Here is a 19,363-nt window from a genome sequence, read left to right on the forward strand (position 1 = left end):
GTTTCATTCCTCAATTCTTCGCAACGACGGGTTCGTCCGTCGTGGTCGGGGCCGGCTCATGCCATGCCACGGCGAGGCCGTTGGCGTAGCGGAGGTCGATCCGCGCAATTTTGTCGTTTTGCTGGGCCAGCTCCTGCTGGTAGATGGCGATGAAACGCCGCATCTTCTCGATGATCTGGTCCCGGCCCAGCAGCAGTTCGATGCCCTGCTTGGTAGTCAGGAACCAGCTGCCTCGCGCTCGCAACTCGAGGCGAGAGATGGAGAACCCCAGCGGACGCAGCATCTGACTGAGCATCTGGTACTGCTGCATGACCCGCTGCTGGGCCCGCTTCGGACCATACAACTGCGGCAGGTGTTCATATTTCATCGGGTCATTCGGCGCAAATGCCTGCCCGTTGTTGTTCAGCAACGCTTCGTCGCCCCAGCGGGCGATCGGTAATTGTTCCTCGAGTCGTACCGTGACCTGGTCGGGCCAGACCCGGCGGACCTCGACACTGGCGATCCAAGGCATCTGTTCAAGGTCATGACGCAGGCCGTCGAGGTCAACCTCGAAGAAGCTGGCCTCGACGAACGGAGCCATTCGCGCCTGTACCGCCTGCTGATCCACATAGGTCAGGTCGCCACGCACGCTGACGTTGCTGATCGGGCGATCAGCGTAAGGCGCCAGATGCTGGGCCAGCTCATACAGCCCGAACCCCAGCGCAACAAGCATCACCGGCCACAGTCCGCGCTTGAGCCCGTTCAGGCTCGGCCGCGGCAAGCGCGCCGACAGAGGCTCGCGCGGGACCAGGCGACTCGCCCCCCGCGGAGCCGGCTTGCGCGTGGCGCGCCCGGCACCAGGCTGTGAATGACGCAGCGTGGCGATCATCGTTTACTCCCCCGCCATGCTGGCGTCGAGAATGGCCAATACCAGTTGCTGGAAATCCAACCCCGCCGCCCGAGCGGCCATCGGCACCAGGCTGTGGTCGGTCATGCCCGGGACGGTATTGACTTCCAGCAGCCAGAACGCGCCCGTGCTGTCCTGCATCACGTCCACGCGCGCCCAGCCCTGCACGCCAACCGCCTCGCACGCGCGAGCGGACAGGTCCCTGAGCTCCTGCTCCTTGGCGGCATCCAGTCCGCAAGGAATCCGGTACTGGGTGTCATTGGCCAGGTACTTGGCGTCGTAGTCGTAGAAGGTGTGCGGTGTGCCGAGGCCGATGGGCGGCAACACGGTGCCCCGCAGCGTGGCAATGGTGAACTCCGGGCCCTGTATCCACTGCTCGACCAATACCTGCGAGTCGTAGGCACTCGCAGCACGCCAGGCAGCGATCAGTTCGGCGATGCCGCCAACCTTCGCCATGCCGATGCTCGAACCCTCGTGGGCCGGCTTGACGATCAAGGGGAAACCCAGCGCCTGCGCGGCCGCATGACAATCGGCTTCGCTGGCCAGAACAGCATGTCGCGGCGTCGGCAGGCCAAGGCTCTGCCAGACCTGCTTGGTCCGCAGCTTGTCCATCGCCAACGCCGAGGCCAGGATGCCGCTGCCCGTATAGGGAATGCCGGCACATTCGAGCAGGCCCTGCATGCTCCCATCCTCGCCACCGCGACCGTGCAACACGATGAAGGCGCGGTCGATGCGCTCGCGGTCCAGGCGCTGCAGCAGGTCATCGCCGACATCGATGCCGAAGGCGTCCACGCCCGCAGCCTGGAGAGCCGACAGCACGGCCTCACCGGACTTCAGGGACACTTCACGTTCGGCACTCTTGCCGCCGTAGAGCACTGCAACCCGGCCGAAGGCCTGGGGTTCACGGGTCGATTGCAAGGCTGTCATTCGCTTTTCCTCGCGGCGCTTGCCTGGGCCGCAAACACAGGACTGTTGAGCAGTTGCGGGGCCAACCCACCGATATCGCCGGCGCCCTGGCAGAGCAGGATGTCGCCGGCGCGCAGCAACGGCTTGAGCACGGGCGCCAGGTCGACGCCGCGCTCGACATAGATCGGATCGAGCTGTCCGCGCTGGCGGATGCTGTGGCAGAGATGACGGCTGTCGGCGCCCGGAATGGCGTCCTCACCCGCCGGATAGACTTCCATCAGTAGCAGCACGTTGGCGTCAGCCAATACCTGGACGAAGTCGTCATAGAGATCTCTGGTACGGCTGAAGCGATGCGGCTGGTAGACCATCACCAGACGCCGCTCCGGCCAACCGCCGCGCACCGCCTGGATCACGGCCGCGACTTCGCGTGGGTGATGGCCGTAGTCGTCCACGAGCATCACGCTGCCTCCATCCGCCGGCAGCTCGCCGTAGACCTGGAAACGACGACCCACACCGGCGAAGCCGGACAGCCCCTGAACGATGGCCTCGTCATCGATGCCTTCATCCGTGGCAATGGCAATGGTTGCCAACGCATTGAGGACGTTGTGGTTGCCGGGCATGTTGACCGACACACCGAGCGGGTCGAAGCCGTCGCGCAACACGGTAAAGTAGGTCCGCATGCCCTCCTGACGGACATTGATCGCACGCACGTCAGCGTCTTCGCTGATGCCGTAGGTGGTGATCGGACGGCCAACCTGGGGGATGATTTCGCGAACCACCGGATCATCCACGCACAGCACCGCCAGGCCGTAGAACGGCAGGTTGTGGAGGAACTCGACAAAGGTCTTCTTCAGCTTGCCGAAGTCGCCGCCATAGGTACTCATATGGTCGGCGTCGATATTGGTCACCACGGCGACCATCGGCTGCAGGTGCAGGAAACTGGCGTCGCTCTCGTCGGCCTCGGCGATCAGGTAGCGGCTGGTGCCGAGCTGGGCATTGGTGCCCGCTGCGGTCAAACGCCCCCCAATGACGAACGTCGGATCCAGGCCGCCCGCGGCGAACACGGACGCCAGCAGGCTGGTGGTGGTGGTCTTCCCATGGGTGCCTGCAACAGCAATCCCATGGCGATAGCGCATCAGCTCGGCGAGCATCTCGGCACGCGGCACGACCGGAATCCGCTGCTCCAGTGCGAAGGCAACTTCCGGGTTAGCCTGGTTGATGGCGCTGGAAACGACCAGCACATCGGCACCGGCGACGTTGGCCGCCTCATGGCCGATAAAGATATGCGCGCCGAAATTCTGCAGGCGCTCGGTACTCGGCGAACGCTTCAGGTCCGACCCCGACACGTCATAGCCAAGGTTGAGCAGCACCTCGGCGATCCCGCACATGCCGACACCGCCAACCCCGACGAAATGAATTCGACGGATACGACGCATGCGCCGCACTTCCGCCTTGACCGCTGCAGGTGACTTAGCCATGCGCGACCTCCAGGCAAATGTCGACGACGCTACGGGTCGCGTCCGGGCGAGCCAGGCGACGCGCGGTGGCGCCCATGGCCTTGAGTTTTTCCGGCTGCATCAGTACCTCGTTCAGCTGCGCGGCCATGGTGGCGGCGTCAGTCGTAGCTTGCGGCAGAAGGACGGCAGCACCCTCCTTCGCCAGGTATTCGGCGTTGCGTGTCTGGTGATCGTCGATCGCATGGGGCAGCGGCACCAGGAACGCCGGCAATCCCGCAGCGGCCAGCTCGCAAACGGTCAGCGCGCCGGCACGGCACACCACCAGATCGGCCCAGGCATAGGCCTGCGCCATGTCTTTGATGAAGGGCGCCACCTCGGCCTCGACTCCGGCCTGTGCGTAGCGCTCGCGGGTGATCTCCGCGTGCTGCTTGCCAGCCTGGTGGAAAACCTCCGGGCGCAGTTCCGCGCTCACTTGACCCAGCGCTTCGGGGAGCAGCTTGTTCAGCGGCTCGGCGCCCAGGCTGCCGCCGAGCACCAGCAAACGGGGCCGCCGCCCCACCAGCGTTTGTCGCGGCGTCTCGAGAAAGAGCTCCTGGCGCACCGGGTTGCCGGTGGTCCGCCGCTTCTCGCTCGGACGGAACGTGCCGGGGAAGGCTTCGCAGATGCGCTGGGCGAAAGGCACCAGGCTGCGATTGGCGGTCCCGGCCACGGCGTTCTGTTCATGAATGACCAGCGGCACGCCTGCCAGCTTCGCCGCCAGCCCGCCTGGACCGGTCACATAGCCACCCAGACCCAGCACGCAGACGGGCCGGAGTTCGCGCATCACCCGACGAGCCTGCAACAACGAGCGCGCCAATTGGAACGGTGCCTTCAGCAGCGACGCGACACCCTTGCCCCGCAGGCCGGTCACCTGGATCAGGTGAAGCGGCAGGCCAGCGGCTGGCACCACTTCGTTTTCGATACCGCGCGGCGTACCGAGCCAATGCACGCGGTAACCGCGGCTCTGGAACTCGTAGGCACAGGCGAGCGCGGGGAACACGTGGCCGCCGGTGCCGCCCGCCATGATCAGCACGTTACCGGCCATGTGCGATCTCCCTGCCCTTGGTCTGCGGTGGTTCCTGGAAGTCGTTCTCGCTGAACTCGACATCCTCGCTGCCCAGTACGGTGCGACTTTCCCACTCGATCCGCAGCAGCAGCGCCATGCTGGCGCAGGTCACCACCAGCGAGCTGCCGCCGTAACTGAGAAAAGGCAACGTCAGCCCTTTGGTCGGAAGCAGCCCGACATTCACGCCGACGTTGATCAGAAACTGGCCCAACCAGAGGAACGCCAGGCCCCACGCGACATAGGCGGCGAAGAACTGCCGCGCCCGCTCTGCCGCCAGCCCGATATAGAGCGCGCGGACACCAACGAAGGCGAACAGCAGAATGGTGAGCAGCGCACCGGCCATGCCGAGTTCCTCGGCCAGGACGGAAAAAACGAAATCGGTATGCGCTTCGGGCAGGTAGAACTGCTTCTGCACGCTATTGCCGAGCCCCAACCCCAGCCACTCGCCTCGACCGAAGGCGATCAACGCCTGGGTCAGCTGATAACCCGCGCCGTATTGGTCGGCCCAGGGATCGGTGAAGGTGATCAGGCGTTGCAGGCGATACTCCTGGGTTTGCACCAGCACGAACACTGCGCCCACCGCGAGCACGACCAGCAGACTGAAGCGAATCAGGCCGACGCCGCCCAGGAACAGCATCGCAACGGCTGCCCCCATCATCACGACCGTCGCACCGAAATCCGGCTCGAGCAGCAACAACAAGGCCATTGGCAGCAGCACGAGGAACGGCTTGAGGAAACCCCAGAAACTCTCTCGCACCTCATGCTGACGGCGCACCAGGTAACCGGCGAGATACACAACGACAAACAGCTTGGCCAGTTCCGACGGCTGGACGTTGAACAGGCCGAAGCCGATCCAGCGCATCGAGCCGTTCACTTCGCGGCCAATACCCGGCACCAAGACCAGGATCAACAAGGCGAAGGCGGCGAGCAGCAACATCCAGTCCAGTCGCTGCCAGGCCGAAAGCGGCACGAGCAAGACGGTCGCAGCGGCGACCAGCCCCATCAGCACATAGATAAGGTGGCGAATGGTGTAGTACATGGAGCTGCCGGCATTCACCGCAGCCACCTCCGACGAAGCCGAGGTGATCATCACCAGCCCCAGCCCCAGCAGTGCCAGGCAGCCAGCCAGCATCGGGAAGTCGAGATCGACACCACGACGGCCGAAGAGCGGCGAAGGCGCACTACGCAGGAAAGCGAACATCAACTGAGCGCCCCCACCGCTGCCGCGAACTGTCGCCCGCGATCTTCGAAGTTCTCGAACATGTCCAAACTGGCGCAGGCGGGCGAGAGCAGTACCGCATCGCCGGGCTGGGCAAGCTTGGCGGCCAACTGCACGGCCTGCTGCATGGACTCGGCCCGGTGGATCGGCGCGGCGCCTTCGAGCGCCGTCGCCAGCAAGTCGGCGTCGCGCCCGAGCAGAACGACTGCACGGCAATAGCGGGAGACGGGGCTGTGCAACGGAGCAAAATCCGCACCTTTTCCATCCCCACCGGCAATCAGGACCAACCGCCCGTCGATATCGCTACCCAGACCGTCGATTGCCGCCAGGGCCGCACCGACGTTGGTGGCCTTGGAGTCATCGTAAAAACTCACGCCCTTGCGCTCGCTGACCCACTGGCAGCGATGCGGCAAGCCCGTGAAACGACGCAACACATCGAGCATCGCCGTGAACGGCAGCCCGACGGCATGACCGATGGCGAGCGCCGCCAGTGCGTTGGACTGGTTGTGGGCACCGCGAACCTTGAGCTGGCTCGCCGGCATCAAGGCATCGAACTGGAACGCCAGGTACTTCTCACCGTTCTCCTCGAACAATCCGAATCCCTTGAAATCCGGCTTGCCGAGGCCAAAGGACCAGGCGGGCAGATCGTCCGCAACAAGCGGCCGGCTGAGGCGATCATCGCGGTTGATCACCACCCGCCGCGCACCCCGGAAAATGCGGTGCTTGGCCTGATGGTAGGCCGGCAGCCCGTCGTAGCGATCCATGTGGTCTTCGCTGATGTTCAGGCAGGTCGCGACCTCGGCGTTGAGCTGGTCGGTGGTTTCCAGCTGGAAGCTCGACAGCTCCAGCACATAGAGTTCGACCTGATCGTCCAGCAGATCCAGCGCAGGCACGCCGAGATTGCCGCCAACGGCGACCTTGCGCCCGGCTTCGATGGCCATCTCGCCGACCAGCGTCGTTACGGTGCTTTTCGCATTGGAACCGGTGATCGCCACGATAGGCGCCTTGGCCTCGCGGGCGAACAGATCGATGTCGCCGGACAGCTTGACGCCACGCTCGGCGGCAATCTTCAGCGCCGGCGTGCTGACGGGCAGCCCCGGGCTCACGATCAGCTCACTCGCGCGGCAGAGGAACTCGGGGTCGAGCTCGCCACAGCGAACCTCGATGCTCGGGTATTGCGCCGTCAAGGTGGCCAGTTCCGGCGGATTCTCGCGCGTATCGACCACGGCGAACGGCAAGCCCCGGCGCACCAGGTGGCGAACCACGGACATGCCGCTCTTGCCGAGGCCGACAACGATGCGGAACTGATCGGACGCGATGAGCACTCTCGGTTACCTCAGCTTCAACGTGGCGAGGCCGACCAGCACCAGGATCACCGTGATGATCCAGAAGCGCACGATCACGCGTGGCTCGGGCCAGCCTTTGAGTTCGAAATGGTGGTGGATCGGCGCCATGCGGAACACCCGCTTGCCGGTCAGTTTGAAAGACGCGACCTGAACGATGACCGACAGGGTTTCCATGACGAAAACCCCGCCCATGATGAACAGCACGACTTCCTGGCGAACGATCACCGCAATGGTTCCGAGCGCTGCACCGAGCGCCAGGGCACCGACGTCCCCCATGAACACCTGCGCGGGGTAGGTGTTGAACCAGAGGAAGCCGAGGCCCGCACCAATCAACGCCCCACAGAAGACGATGAGCTCACCGGCACCCGGCACGCTGGGAATCAGCAGGTATTCGGCAAAGTTCACGTTGCCGGACAGGTAGCAAAAGATGCCCAAGCCGCCACCCACCATCACCGTCGGCATGATGGCCAGGCCGTCCAGGCCGTCGGTGAGGTTCACCGCGTTGCTCGAGCCGACGATCACGAAATAAGTCAGCACCACGAAGCCGATCCCGAGCGGAATCTCGATGTCCTTGATCAGCGGAAGAATGAGTGTCGTCTCGATCGGGGACTGCGCGGTCGCGTAGAGAAACACCGCCGCGCCCAGGCCGAATACCGATTGCCAGAAATATTTCCAGCGGCTCGGCAGGCCGCGGGAATTCTTCTCGATCACCTTGCGGTAGTCATCCACCCAGCCGATCGCACCGAACAGCAGGGTCACGATCAGCACCACCCACACATAGCGGTTGCTCAGGTCGGCCCACAGCAAGGTACTGATGGCAATGGCGCTGAGAATCAGCGCCCCGCCCATGGTCGGGGTACCGGATTTGGACAGATGCGACTGCGGACCGTCGTTGCGCACGGCCTGGCCGATCTGGCGCAGCTGCAGCGTGCGGATCAGCCAGGGGCCCATCCACAGCGAAAGCACCAGCGCACTGAGCACGCCCAGGATGCCTCGCAAGGTCAGGTACTGGAAAACCGAGAAGCCCTTGTGGAACTGTTGCAGGTACTCGGCGAGCAGCAGCAGCATTAATGTTTCTCCATGGCGGGGAGCGACAGCGCGGCGACGACCTTGTCCATCGCGGCGCTCCGTGATCCCTTGATCAAAAGGGTCGTGCCGTTGCCCTGTTCGAGCCGCAACACATCGATCAGGCGCTGCTGATCCTCGAAATGACGCGCACCGGCGCCGAATGCAGCGACGGCGTGCTTCATCAGGGGGCCGACGGCCAGCAAGGCGTCGACCTTGCCGACGGCATAGCGGCCAACGTCACCGTGCCCTTGCTCGGCCCATTCACCAAGTTCGCCCATGTCACCGAGCACCAGCACCTTGCGACCGGCGAACCCGTTCAGGACGTCAATGGCCGCACACACGGAAGCCGGGTTGGCGTTGTAGGTATCGTCGATCAACCGCACACCGTTGGGCAGCATCTGGGCGACGCCACGGCCCTTGACCGGCTGCAGACGCTCCAATCCGGCGACGATATGCTCGACTGATACACCCAGCGCATGGGCAGCGGCTGCAGCGGCAAGCGCATTGGCCACGCTATGCCGGCCGAGCAGATTGAGCTGGACACGAGCGGAGCCATTCGGCCCATTGAGCATAAAATTCGGGCAACCGCGCTGGTCGTAGGCGATCGAAGCCGGATGGAAGTCGGCGAGTGGGCTCTGCATGGCGAAGCTCAGCACGCGCCGAACGCCCGCTCGGGTCTGCCAGGTCGCGAAGGCCTTATCATCGCGATTGAGCACCGCAACGCCATCGCTCGACAGCCCCTCGAGAATTTCACCCTTTGCTTCGATGATCTTTTGCGGCCCACCAAACTCACCCACGTGCGCCGTACCGGCGTTGGTGATCACGCTGACATCGGGCCGGGTCAGGTTCACGGTGTAGGCAATTTCACCGACGCGCGAGGCTCCCAGCTCGATTACTGCCGCGCGATGCCCGGCACCCAGCTCCAGCAGGGTAATGGGCGCTCCGAGGTCGTTGTTCAGATTGCCGCGAGTAGCCAGCACCGCTTGGTCGCCAAAGGCTGCGCGGAGGATGCTGGCCAACAGCTCCTTCACGCTGGTCTTGCCGCTCGAGCCCGTGATGGCCGCGACCGGTCCCTTGAACGCGGCGCGGTTCAGTGCCCCCAGCTGTCCCAGAGCGATACGACAATCGGCGACGACCAGCTGCGGCAGGTCGACGTCCGCCACGTGACGTTCGACCACCGCCGCTACCGCGCCCTTGCGCGCAACGTCCGCCAGATAGTCATGGCCGTCGAACCGCGGCCCGGCCAAGGCGATGAAGAGCTGGCCCGGGCCTATAGCGCGACTATCGGTGGAAACGCTATCGAACGCGACATTGTCGCCTACCAGCGTGCCTGAAAGTGCACCGGCAATATCGTTCAAGTGAAGGGCATCAAGCATGGGCAGCTCTCCAGGCGGCCAGGGCGATGGTGGCCTGCTCGATATCCGAGAACGGCAGACGATCACCCTTGATTTCCTGATAATCCTCATGCCCCTTGCCCGCCAGCAGGACGACATCGTCATGGCTACTGGCAGCGATGCAATCGGCAATCGCAGCGGCACGGCCGGGGATGAATCGGACCTTGTCCGGGTCGACGAAACCTGTGCGAATATCGTCGAGGATTCGCAGCGGGTCTTCCCCGCGAGGATTGTCGTCGGTGACGACCACGTCGTCGGCCAGCCGCTCGGCGACCTGTGCCATGAGGGCACGCTTGCCGCGGTCGCGCTCGCCGCCACACCCGAAGAGGCACAGCAAGCGCCCCCGGGCATGCGGGCGTAACGCATCAAGAACCTTCTCCAGCGCGTCAGGCGTGTGCGCATAGTCCACGACTACCAGCGGCAGGTCGCCGCCACCCAGCCGTTGCATCCGACCTTCCGGCCCTTCGAGCAGCGGCATGGCCGCAAGGATTTCGTCGAGCGGGTAATCCATGCCCAGCAGGGCACCGATCGCCGCCAGCACGTTGCTGACGTTGAACCGCCCCAGCAGGGTGCTACGCAGCGAGCGTTCGCCCTGCGGAGTGACGAGTCGGGCGTGCAGCCCATCGTCATCGAGCCGGGCGTCCGCGCAATAAAGGTAGGCCGAAGGGTCTTCCAGGCTGTAGGTGATCAAACGCGACTCGGCTTCTTTGGTCGCCAGAGCCCGGCCGAACGGGTCGTCCAGGTTGAGCACGCGACAGCGCAGGCCGGGCATTTCGAACAGGCTCGCCTTGGCCTCGCCATAGGCTTCCATGGAGCCGTGATAGTCCAGATGATCACGAGACAGGTTGGTGAACACCGCGACGTCGAACGCCAACGCCGCCACGCGCCCCTGAGACAGGCCGTGGGACGAAACCTCCATGGCTGCTGCGCGCGCGCCTTGTTTGCGCAGCGCGGCCAGCGTCGCCTGGACGCCAATGGCATCCGGCGTGGTGTGACGCCCCAACGCAAGCTCGCCATGGAAGCCGGTACCCAGCGTACCGATGATGCCGCACCGCTCGCCGAGACGGTCGAGTGCCTGGGCGATCAGGAACGTTACCGTGGTCTTGCCGTTGGTGCCGGTCACACCCGCCAGATGCAGGCTACGACTCGGCTCACCGTAAAAGCGTCCGGCGATCGCCGAAAGCTGCTCGGCGAGGCGTTGTACCGGCACCAGCCTGGCACCGGATACGTTCATTTCGCCGGCACCTGCCGCCTCATAAGCGACAGCCGCAGCACCGCGAGAAATCGCATCGGCGATGTGCGCACGGCCGTCCTGCTGTAACCCGGGTACGGCCAGGAACAGATCGCCCGGGCGAACCTTGCGGCTGTCCAACGTCAGTTCACGGATCAGCTCCGCCCCGTCAGCCTGAGGCAGCAGTTGATTCAATGGCATTGGCATTCAGGTACGCCCTCCCTTGCTCTTGAGGGCTTCGGCAGTTTGCACGTCGACCGGCGGCGCCAGGTTGTCCGGCGCAATGTTCAGCAGGCGCAAGGCGCGCGCTGCGACCTTGCCGAAGACCGGCGCCGAGACCAGACCACCGTAATAGCCGCCCTCGCTTGGCTCGTCGACCACCACCACGATGGCAATCCGCGGGTCCGTCACAGGCGCAACGCCGGCAAAGAAGGCGCGATAGGCGTCCTTGGTGTACCCGCCCGTCCCGGAGATCTTCTTTGCGGTCCCGCTCTTGCCGCCGACGTGGTAGCTCGGCACCTTGGCACGCATGCCGCCGCCGCCATCCTCTTCGACGACAGCCTGCAACATGCGCAGGACTGTCTTCGAGATTTCCTTGTCGATGACCTGAACCCCTTCCTGGGGCTGGTCGAGACGCAGCAGCGACAAGGGGACGTTCTTGCCTTCGTTACCGAGCATGGCGTAGGCGTGAGCCAACTGAACGGCCGTCACCGACAGCCCGTAGCCATAGGCGAGCGAAGCCGTCTCGGCATCGCGCCATTTGCGATGGTTGGGTAGATTGCCAACACGCTCGCCCGGGAAACCCAGCCCCGTGGCCTGGCCAAAACCGGCCTGCTGCATGACGGTGTGCACCGGCTCGGGACCGATATCCAACGCGATCTTGCTGATGCCCACGTTGCTCGATTTCATCAGGATGCCGGTCAGGTTGAGCATGCCGCCGCGCGATACATCTCGGATGGTGTAGCGGCCGATCCGCATCCAGCCGGGCAGCGTGTTGACGACCGACTCGGGATGGTATTTGCCCGTTCCGAGCGCCGCTGCAATGCTGAACGGCTTGACCGTCGAGCCCGGTTCGAAGACATCGATCAGCGCCCGGTTACGCATCGCCGCCGGTTGAAGGTTGCGTCGGTTGTTGGGGTTGTAGGTCGGCTGGTTCGCCATGGCCAGAACTTCGCCGGTCTTGACGTCGACCATCACCAGACTCGCGGCCTTGGCGCCGTGCTCCTGCATGACCTTGCGCAGCTCGCTGTGCGCCAGGTACTGCAAGCGCAGGTCGATCGACAGGGCTAGCGCCTTACCAGCCTTGGCATTCTTGACCACCTGGACATCCTTGATCAGGCGCCCACGACGGTCCTTCAGCACCTGACGCTTACCCGGCACACCGGCCAGCCATTCGTCATAGGCCAACTCCATACCTTCGCGCCCCTGGTCGTCGATATCGGTGAAACCGACGACGTGTGCCGCCACTTCGCCGGCCGGATAGAAGCGGCGAAATTCTTCCTGGGCATAAACGCCCGGGATGTTCATGTCTAGCACGCGCTGCCCTTGCTCGGGCGTCAAGCCCCGCACCAGATAGGTGAACTCACGTTCGGCCTGCTCGCTCAGCCGCTTGCTTAATGCGGCTGGGTCTTGCCCCAGGACCTTCGCCAATTCGTCCCAGCGAGCGCGGGAGGCCTGCAGTTCGCGGGGATTGCCCCACAGGGTGGTGACCGGCGTACTGACGGCCAGCGGCTCGCCATGACGATCAGTGATCAGGCCGCGGTGCGCCGGGATCGGAATGTGTCGCACGCTGCGCGCGTCGCCTTGCCCCTGCAGGAAGGGCTGATCGAAAACCTGTAGATCCACGATGCGCCAGGCGAGCGCAGCCACCATCGCTGCCAACAAGCCCAGGACGATGCGGAAACGCCAGGGATACAGTGCGCCCTCGAGCTTCATTGGCTCACCAGCCTGACGTCAGCCGCCTCTGGGATGTGCATGTTCAACCGCTCGGTGGCCAGCGTTTCGATGCGGCTGTGCGCTGTCCAGGTGCTCTGCTCGAGAATCAGTCGTCCCCACTCGGCCTGCGCCTTGTCGCGAACACTGAGCTCACCGTACAGCTCGTTCAGCAATTGGCGATTCCAGTGCGCGCTGTAGGCGACCGCGATGGCAGACAGCAACACGGCGATGAACAGCACCAGCATGACCAGGCTGCCATTGGGCATCGAGCGCAGCCTGGTCATCCGAGCTTCTCCGCAACGCGCATGACCGCACTTCGCGAACGCGGATTGGCCTTGACCTCTTCAGCCGAAGCATATTGCGGCTTGCCCAACAGCTTAAGGCGAGGCACGAATTTTTCCGGGATGACGGGCAGGTCGCGCGGCAGCTTATCGGCCTCACCCTTGGCGTGACGCCGCATGAACTGCTTGACGATCCGGTCTTCCAGCGAGTGGAAGCTGATCACCACGAGACGACCGCCGACGTCCAGCGCGTCCAGTGCGGCATTCAGACCGGCCTCAAGATCTCCGAGCTCGTTATTGATGAAGATACGCAGTCCCTGGAAGGCACGCGTGGCCGGATTCTTGCCCTTCTCCCAGGCAGGGTTGGCGTCAGTCAGCACCTGTGCCAGATCAGCGGTGCGTTCGAATGGGCGCTCGGTGCGCCGCTGCACGACCGCTCGCGCCATGCGCTTGGAGAATCGCTCTTCGCCGTAATCCTTGAAAACCCGGGCGATCTCGTCTTCCGTGGCCGTCGCGATCCAGTCGGCCGCGCTGACGCCGCGCGCCGGATCCATGCGCATATCCAACGGCCCATCGTTGAGGAAGCTGAAGCCACGCTCGGGGTCGTCCAACTGCGGGGAGGACACGCCCAGATCCAGCAATACACCGCTCAAGGTACCGGCCCAGCCGCGCTGTCCCAGTTCCTCGCCCAGCTCTGCGAAACTTCTCTGCACAACGACAAAGCGGCCGTCTTCGGCCGCCAGCGCTTGCCCCGTTGCGATTGCCAACGGGTCCTTGTCGAACCCTAGCACCTGGCCATCAGGCCCTAGCTGCCGGAGCAGCAGCCGGCTATGGCCTCCACGTCCGAAGGTGCCGTCCACATAACGCCCGTCGGCACGCACGACAAGTGCCGCAACGGCCTCGTCGAGTAGCACGGTGACATGTTTATAGGCGCTCATCTGGCTCACAGGATTAGGTCACGCAGTTCTTCCGGCAACGCGCCGGGTTGTTTGATGGCCGCCAGATCCGCATCGGCTTGAGCGTTCCAGTCGTCCTCGTTCCACAGGCTGAACTTGTTGAGCTGCCCAACCAGCATGGCCCGCTTGTCCAGCGCCGCGTATTCACGCAAGCGAGGCGGTACGAGCACCCGGCCCGCACCGTCCATCTCCAGATCGACAGCATTCCCTATCAGCAAACGCTGTAGTCGACGACTTTCCTCTCGCAACGACGGAAGCTCGCGCAGCTTGGTTTCGATCTGCTCCCACTCGGGTAATGGATAGATACAGAGGCAACGATCAACCGCATCGATGGTGATGATGAGCTGACCCTGGCAGCGCGAAACGAGCTCGTCACGATACCGACTGGGCATAGCTAGCCTGCCTTTGGCATCGAGACTGATGGCGTTAGCTCCGCGAAACACGGCTGCGCTTCCCCTGAAATTAGCTATCCATGCCCATAATTACCCACTTCATTCCACTTTCTACCACTTGTGCGCACTATAGAAACGCCCCGACCCCACCGTCAAGGTGAGCCCGACGGGAAAAACCCTTATGTGACGGGAATTTAGCTAGCGAAACGGGGATAAACGGCGAAGTGAGAATCGCCGTCGAAGGGCAAGCTGAACGCATGCATAGAGATGCATCACAAAGTTAAAGTACTTTGTGAAGAGCAAGAATTTTTCGGACTAAAAAGCGAGGGTAAAAGAAGGTCGGAGAGTCGATCTGTAAGCCGGGTTCTGTCGAGGACAGTCATTCCTCTACGACAGCCATCACTGACTGCCTCTAGCAACCTACCCGGATCCAGCGCGGGCCACGCCAATGGATCCCTATTTGGTCTTGCTCCAGGCGGGGTTTACCTAGCCACGAACTGTTACCAGTCGTGCGGTGCGCTCTTACCGCACCTTTTCACCCTTACCGGCACAGAAGTGCTTAGGCGGTTATTTTCTGTGGCACTTTCCGTGGGCTCACGCCCCCCAGGCGTTACCTGGCGCCTTGCCCTATGGAGCCCGGACTTTCCTCCCTCCCTTCTTGCGGAACAAAAAGAGACAGCGACTGTCCGATCGACTCTCCGGCGAGCAGGGTACTTCGGTGGAGCCCCAGCTGCAAGCCGTTCTCCGGCCAGGCGCCTGGCGGGCAACCCCGAAGGCCTAGGACTTTTCCTGCAGCGCGAGCTGATAGAGGAGATTCTTCCGCACGCCCGTGATCTCCGCCGCAACGGCCGCCGCTCTCTTCACGGGAAGCTCCGCCAGGAGGAGCTTCAGGACGCGTCGCGCATTATCGTCGACCGACTCTTCGCCCTCCGGCGCGCGGCAGCCGGCCACTACAACGACACATTCCCCGCGTTGCTGATTGGCATCGGCAGCGACCCACTGCTCCAGCGCGGCGAGCGGCGCCCCTTTCAACGTCTCGAAGGTCTTGGTCAGTTCCCGACCCAGGACGGCGACGCGCTCCCCACCGAACACGGACGCCATGTCCTGCAGGCAGTCCAGGATTCGATGTGGCGCTTCATAAAAGATCAGCGTTCGCGGCTCCTGGCGCAACTGCTCAAGGCGGCTTCTCCGCCCCGTCCGCTTGGCTGGCAGGAACCCTTCGAAGATGAACCGATCCGAGGGCAACCCCGCCGCACATAACGCGGCGACCAAGGCGCAGGCCCCCGGCACGGGCACCACCCGCACGCACGCCGCGCGCGCCTGCCGTACCAGGTGATAGCCAGGATCCGAAATCAGCGGAGTACCCGCATCGGAAATCAGCGCGACGCTATCGCCAGCCAGCAAACGCTGAATGAAGCGCCCACCCTCATCACGCTCGTTGTGCTCATGACAGGCGGCCAGCGGGGTCTTGATACTGAAATGCTGCAACAGCCTGGCCGAGTGCCGCGTATCTTCGGCCGCTATAAGCGCCACCTCATTCAATATGCGCAGCGCTCGTGCGCTGATGTCCTCGAGATTGCCAATAGGCGTTGCGACCACGTAGAGCGTCCCGATGGCGGAATTCACAGCGTCTGTCGCAGTCACAGGGCTACCTCACGTATGCAAAACGCGCATTGTAGCCCGTTTGCAGGACACGACATCGCCGCTCCGACAGGGCTTGGGTACAATCCTTCCACCTACCGCCAGCGCTTCAGGATTCCACCACATGATGGCTCGCTTTCGCCCACTTCTTTTTATCTGCTTCGCCGCGCTGCTCTCGGCCTGCGCCAGCTCCCCGTCCTCGACACTCGGAGAACTACCACGCACGCCCCAGGCGTCCACGCAGGAACTGCTGAAGCAGGCGGAAGCGAGCGATGCGAGCGAGGCCGCGCTACTGCGCCTCTCGGCAGCCGACAAAAGCCTGCAACAGGGCAACCTGTCACAGACCAGGCAGATTCTCGATCAGGTCCAGCTCGATCAACTGAAGCCGGCTCAGCAGGTCTTCGCTCGCACCCTCGAGGCAGAGCTTGCACTGGCCGAACAGGATCCCGCCCGGGCGCTGGCGGCCTTTGAGCATCCAGCTTTCGAGCGCCTGGCGGAGCTACCGGTCGATCAACAGCTGCGCAGCCAGATCGCTCGTGCAAAGGCATTCGAGGCCAATGATCAGCTGTTCGAGGCGGCGCGGGAGCGCACTTTCATCGCGCCCATGCTGAGCGGTGAACAGGCCACGCGGAATCATGAAGCGATCTGGGCACTCGTCTCCAAACTGCCAGAGGGTAAGCTGCAACCCACCGATGACAGCGATCTGTCCGGTTGGCTTTCGCTGGCGATGGCGGTCAAGCAGGCAGGCACACTCGGGCAGCAGCAACGAGCGGTCGATGCCTGGGTCGCCCAGAACCCCGAACACCCGGCAGCACGAACGTTGCCTGAGCCGCTGGAAAAATTGCGCCAGCTGGCAGACAAACCGCTCTCCCATGTTGCGTTGCTGCTGCCAATGGATGGCTCTCTGGCCAATGTCGCACGCGCACTGCGCGACGGGTTTCTCGCCGCACACCTCGAAGCCGGTGATAACCTGCGCATCGAACTGTTCGACAGCACTCGCATCGCTTCCCTGAACGACTTCTACCGGCAAGCCAGCGCGGCAGGTGTCGAACTGGTCGTAGGCCCCTTGGACAAGGAACTGGTTCGCCAGCTGGCCGCACGAGACGCGCTCCCGCTGACGACGCTGGCGCTCAACTACAGCGACGCGGACCAGACAGCGCCGCCACAACTTTTCCAGTTCGGCCTGGCCGCCGAGGACGAAGCACGGGAAGTCGCTCGCCGCGCCTGGGCCGATGGGCATCGGCGCGCCGTCGCCCTTACCCCACGCGGAGACTGGGGGAACCGGGTGCTCGACGCCTTCCGCCTGCAATGGCAGGAGCAGGGCGGCACACTGGTCGCGGCCGAACCTCTGGCAGAGCCAATCGAACTGGCCAATCAGATAGCCGACCTGCTTCAGGTCCGCAGCGCCAGCCGGGCCCAGGGTTCGAACGAAGCACCACCGACGCGCCGGCAAGATGTCGACTTCCTCTTTCTCGCCGCCACACCGCAACAGGCACAGCAGGTCAAGCCAACGCTGGTGTTCCAATATGCAGGAGACCTGCCGGTCTATGCGACGTCTCACCTGCACGCTGCAACTAACAACCGCAGCCAATACCTTGACCTTGAGGGGATCCGCTTCGCCGAAACCCCCTGGCTGCTCGACCCGCAACTGCCGCTGCGACAGGACATCGAGCGCAAATGGCCGCAGGCCCAGGGTAGCCTTGGCCGCCTCTACGCCATGGGCGCCGACGCCTATCTGCTGGCGCCTCGGCTGAACCAATTACTGGCGCTGCCTGAAACCGAACTGCAAGGGCTTTCCGGCACGCTCATGCTGACCCCAAAACAGCGCATCGAGCGCCATCTGCCCTGGGCAGAGTTCCGTGGCGGAGAGGTTCAGCGACTCCAGGATGAGGCCGATTGACACACGTGGACAGGCAACATCGCGGACAGGAAGCCGAAGACACCGCCAAGCACTATCTCGAGCGACAGGGTTTGCGCCTCGTACAGCGCAACTGGTCGTGCCGCAGCGGAGAGCTTGATCTGGTCATGCTCGATGGCGATACAGTAGTATTCGTGGAGGTTCGCTACAGACGCCACGCCGCATGGGGCGGCGCCCTTGAAAGCGTCGACCGGCGCAAACAGCAAAAGCTGATCAAGACAGCCCAACTGTTCCTACAACGGGAAACTCGCTGGGCCCGACACCCATGCCGCTTCGATGTCATCGCCATCGAGGCCGGTCGCAGCTCAGCAGCGCCCAACTGGATTCGCAACGCGTTCGATGGCTAAGCGCCAAGTAGCGTTTGCCTCCCCTCTACGGCATGGCCCAACGGCCATACTCGATACCGAAGGTCTGACATCGATGGACATGCAAACCCGTATACGCCAGCTATTCCAGGCAAGCATTGAAACCAAGCAACAGGCCGCCGAGGTCCTTGCACCCAGCATTGAGCAAGCCGGGCAGGTGATGGTCAATGCCCTGCTCAGCGAAGGCAAGATTCTGACTTGCGGCAACGGCGGCTCCGCCGGCGATGCGCAACACTTTTCCTCGGAGTTGCTAAACCGCTTCGAGCGCGAGCGCCCCAGCCTACCGGCGATCGCACTGACGACCGATAGCTCCACGCTGACATCGATCGCCAACGATTACAGCTACAACGAAGTATTTTCCAAGCAGATCCGAGCCCTGGGCCAGCCCGGCGACGTACTGTTGGCCATTTCCACCAGCGGCAACTCCGCCAACGTCATCCAGGCGATCCAGGCCGCGCATGATAGAGAGATGACCATCGTCGCCCTGACTGGGCGCGACGGCGGCGGCATGGCCTCACTGCTGCTCCCTGAAGACGTCGAGATCCGCGTGCCGGCTAAGGTCACCGCGCGGATTCAGGAAGTGCACCTGCTCGTGATCCATTGCCTGTGCGACCTCATCGACAACCAACTGTTCGGGAGCGAAGAATGAAGCCGACTCGACTGCATGTGCTGACCCTAGCGCTGTGCCTGGCCGCTACGGGTTGCAGCTCGATACTGACGGCGACCCGCGACGAGCCGATCAATGATGACCGAGGCACACGCACCATCGGTAGCAAGATCGACGACTCGCTCATCGAAACCAAGGCCGCCGTCAACATTGCCAAAGCGCATCCAGACCTCGACAGCGCGTCGCACATCGTCGTTGCCAGCTACAACGGCGTGGTATTGATCGCTGGGCAGACGCCACGCGAAGAACTCAAGCAGATCGCCGAGCAGGCCGCCAGCTCAGTCCAGCGGGTCAAGCGTGTGCATAACGAACTGCAGGTATTGAAACCCTCGTCCGCCCTAGCGCGCAGTAACGACTCCTGGCTGACCACGAAAATCAAGGCCCAGATGCTGGCGGATGAAAGCGTGCCCGGATCGCGCATCAAGGTGATCACCGAAAATGGGATCGTCTACCTGTTGGGCCTCGTGACCCGGCAGGAAGGCAACCGTGCAACCAGCCTCGTACAGGGCGTATCCGGCGTACAGCGGATCGTCAAACTGTTCGAATACATCGACTGACCCTTCGCCCTCGCTCTCAGGCTGGCCACATCCGTGTCC

Annotated in this window: 18 protein-coding genes and 1 other RNA gene; 4 read left to right on the forward strand and 15 right to left on the reverse strand. The window is 63.5% G+C overall.

What is annotated here, in order from left to right:
* Nucleotides 1-10: 10 nt before the first annotated feature.
* The 15 genes from MST27_RS19390 to rsmI form a co-directional block, all read right to left on the reverse strand.
* The gene (locus tag MST27_RS19390) at nt 11-868 is read right to left on the reverse strand and encodes a cell division protein FtsQ/DivIB (RefSeq protein WP_243607563.1); all 858 of its coding nucleotides are present in this window, start codon (nt 866-868) and stop codon (nt 11-13) included.
* Between the two features lie 3 nt (nt 869-871).
* Entirely contained in the window at nt 872-1,813 is a 942-nt protein-coding gene (locus MST27_RS19395) for a D-alanine--D-alanine ligase (RefSeq protein WP_243607564.1), read from the reverse strand.
* Nucleotides 1,810-3,270: a UDP-N-acetylmuramate--L-alanine ligase gene (gene murC / locus MST27_RS19400; RefSeq protein WP_243607565.1), complete on the reverse strand. Its 1,461-nt coding sequence runs from the start codon at nt 3,268-3,270 to the stop codon at nt 1,810-1,812. The genes MST27_RS19395 and murC overlap by 4 nt, the downstream gene beginning before the upstream one ends.
* Nucleotides 3,263-4,333: an undecaprenyldiphospho-muramoylpentapeptide beta-N-acetylglucosaminyltransferase gene (murG, locus tag MST27_RS19405; RefSeq protein WP_243607566.1), complete on the reverse strand. Its 1,071-nt coding sequence runs from the start codon at nt 4,331-4,333 to the stop codon at nt 3,263-3,265. Before murG ends, murC begins: the two co-directional genes overlap by 8 nt.
* Nucleotides 4,323-5,555, reverse strand: a complete 1,233-nt coding sequence (gene ftsW, locus MST27_RS19410; protein WP_243607567.1) for a putative lipid II flippase FtsW — start codon at nt 5,553-5,555, stop codon at nt 4,323-4,325. The genes murG and ftsW overlap by 11 nt, the downstream gene beginning before the upstream one ends.
* Nucleotides 5,555-6,898, reverse strand: coding sequence for a UDP-N-acetylmuramoyl-L-alanine--D-glutamate ligase (gene murD / locus MST27_RS19415; RefSeq protein ID WP_338052462.1), 1,344 nt, complete (start codon nt 6,896-6,898; stop codon nt 5,555-5,557). Before murD ends, ftsW begins: the two co-directional genes overlap by 1 nt.
* A gap of 6 nt (nt 6,899-6,904) precedes the next feature.
* On the reverse strand, nt 6,905-7,987 hold the full coding sequence (mraY, locus tag MST27_RS19420; protein ID WP_243607568.1) for a phospho-N-acetylmuramoyl-pentapeptide-transferase: 1,083 nt from the start codon (nt 7,985-7,987) through the stop codon (nt 6,905-6,907).
* Nucleotides 7,987-9,363, reverse strand: a complete 1,377-nt coding sequence (locus tag MST27_RS19425) for a UDP-N-acetylmuramoyl-tripeptide--D-alanyl-D-alanine ligase (RefSeq protein WP_243607569.1) — start codon at nt 9,361-9,363, stop codon at nt 7,987-7,989. Before MST27_RS19425 ends, mraY begins: the two co-directional genes overlap by 1 nt.
* The gene (locus tag MST27_RS19430; RefSeq protein ID WP_243607570.1) at nt 9,356-10,819 is read right to left on the reverse strand and encodes a UDP-N-acetylmuramoyl-L-alanyl-D-glutamate--2,6-diaminopimelate ligase; all 1,464 of its coding nucleotides are present in this window, start codon (nt 10,817-10,819) and stop codon (nt 9,356-9,358) included. Before MST27_RS19430 ends, MST27_RS19425 begins: the two co-directional genes overlap by 8 nt.
* The gene (locus tag MST27_RS19435) at nt 10,820-12,547 is read right to left on the reverse strand and encodes a peptidoglycan D,D-transpeptidase FtsI family protein (RefSeq protein WP_243607571.1); all 1,728 of its coding nucleotides are present in this window, start codon (nt 12,545-12,547) and stop codon (nt 10,820-10,822) included.
* Nucleotides 12,544-12,831: a cell division protein FtsL gene (gene ftsL, locus MST27_RS19440; RefSeq protein ID WP_243607572.1), complete on the reverse strand. Its 288-nt coding sequence runs from the start codon at nt 12,829-12,831 to the stop codon at nt 12,544-12,546. The genes MST27_RS19435 and ftsL overlap by 4 nt, the downstream gene beginning before the upstream one ends.
* Nucleotides 12,828-13,766: a 16S rRNA (cytosine(1402)-N(4))-methyltransferase RsmH gene (rsmH, locus tag MST27_RS19445; protein ID WP_243607573.1), complete on the reverse strand. Its 939-nt coding sequence runs from the start codon at nt 13,764-13,766 to the stop codon at nt 12,828-12,830. The genes ftsL and rsmH overlap by 4 nt, the downstream gene beginning before the upstream one ends.
* Before the next feature lie 5 nt (nt 13,767-13,771).
* Nucleotides 13,772-14,227, reverse strand: a complete 456-nt coding sequence (gene mraZ, locus MST27_RS19450; RefSeq protein ID WP_243607574.1) for a division/cell wall cluster transcriptional repressor MraZ — start codon at nt 14,225-14,227, stop codon at nt 13,772-13,774.
* Between the two features lie 288 nt (nt 14,228-14,515).
* Nucleotides 14,516-14,874: RNase P RNA component class A (gene rnpB / locus MST27_RS19455), an RNA gene on the reverse strand.
* Nucleotides 14,875-14,953: 79 nt separating this feature from the next.
* On the reverse strand, nt 14,954-15,820 hold the full coding sequence (gene rsmI, locus MST27_RS19460) for a 16S rRNA (cytidine(1402)-2'-O)-methyltransferase (RefSeq protein WP_243607575.1): 867 nt from the start codon (nt 15,818-15,820) through the stop codon (nt 14,954-14,956).
* A 121-nt stretch (nt 15,821-15,941) separates the two neighbouring features.
* Between rsmI and MST27_RS19465 the strand changes: the two genes are divergently transcribed.
* From MST27_RS19465 to MST27_RS19480, 4 genes are all read left to right on the forward strand, one after another.
* The gene (locus tag MST27_RS19465) at nt 15,942-17,717 is read left to right on the forward strand and encodes a penicillin-binding protein activator (protein ID WP_243607576.1); all 1,776 of its coding nucleotides are present in this window, start codon (nt 15,942-15,944) and stop codon (nt 17,715-17,717) included.
* A gap of 5 nt (nt 17,718-17,722) precedes the next feature.
* Nucleotides 17,723-18,082 carry a YraN family protein gene (locus MST27_RS19470; protein WP_243607577.1) on the forward strand — a complete coding sequence of 120 codons (360 nt, stop codon included), beginning with the start codon at nt 17,723-17,725 and terminating at the stop codon, nt 18,080-18,082.
* Nucleotides 18,083-18,155: 73 nt separating this feature from the next.
* Nucleotides 18,156-18,749, forward strand: a complete 594-nt coding sequence (locus tag MST27_RS19475) for a phosphoheptose isomerase (protein ID WP_243607578.1) — start codon at nt 18,156-18,158, stop codon at nt 18,747-18,749.
* Nucleotides 18,746-19,324, forward strand: coding sequence for a BON domain-containing protein (locus tag MST27_RS19480; RefSeq protein WP_243607579.1), 579 nt, complete (start codon nt 18,746-18,748; stop codon nt 19,322-19,324). Before MST27_RS19475 ends, MST27_RS19480 begins: the two co-directional genes overlap by 4 nt.
* Nucleotides 19,325-19,363: the final 39 nt, after the last annotated feature.

The organism is Stutzerimonas marianensis, from assembly GCF_022810315.1.
Taxonomy (GTDB): Bacteria; Pseudomonadota; Gammaproteobacteria; order Pseudomonadales; family Pseudomonadaceae; genus Stutzerimonas; species Stutzerimonas marianensis.